Source organism: Caballeronia sp. M23-90 (assembly GCF_053574605.1).
This window is the reverse complement of record NZ_JBSIPA010001044.1, coordinates 1-255: the sequence shown is the minus strand read 5'-3', so window position 1 is coordinate 255 and position 255 is coordinate 1. Positions and strand designations below refer to the sequence as shown.

Here is a 255-nt window from a genome sequence, read left to right as displayed (position 1 = left end):
TTCACGAAAGCATACTTAGAGATGGGTGTGTGAGTAGGTGAATCAGGGTTGTGATTGTATCAATGTATGAAAAAGTGATCGAGAGATTGCTTTGGAATACGGCGCAACACGAATACTCAACCTATAGTGGTGTGAAAGAGGTTTCCCTCGAAGCTGAACTTCGGTTCGGAGTCGGGAGGAGTCTCGGAGACGCACTCGTTATAGGGTCAAGCGAACAAGTGCATGTGGTGGATGCCTTGGCGATCACAGGCGATG

The 255-nt window shown here is 48.2% G+C and carries 1 protein-coding gene; it reads left to right on the top strand.

Annotation, left to right across the window (positions count from 1 at the left end; translation table 11 throughout):
- Positions 1-62: 62 nt before the first annotated feature.
- Positions 63-255, top strand: a 193-nt coding sequence (locus ACRXB1_RS37715) for a hypothetical protein (protein WP_449494911.1), incomplete at its 3' end; no start/stop codon positions are given.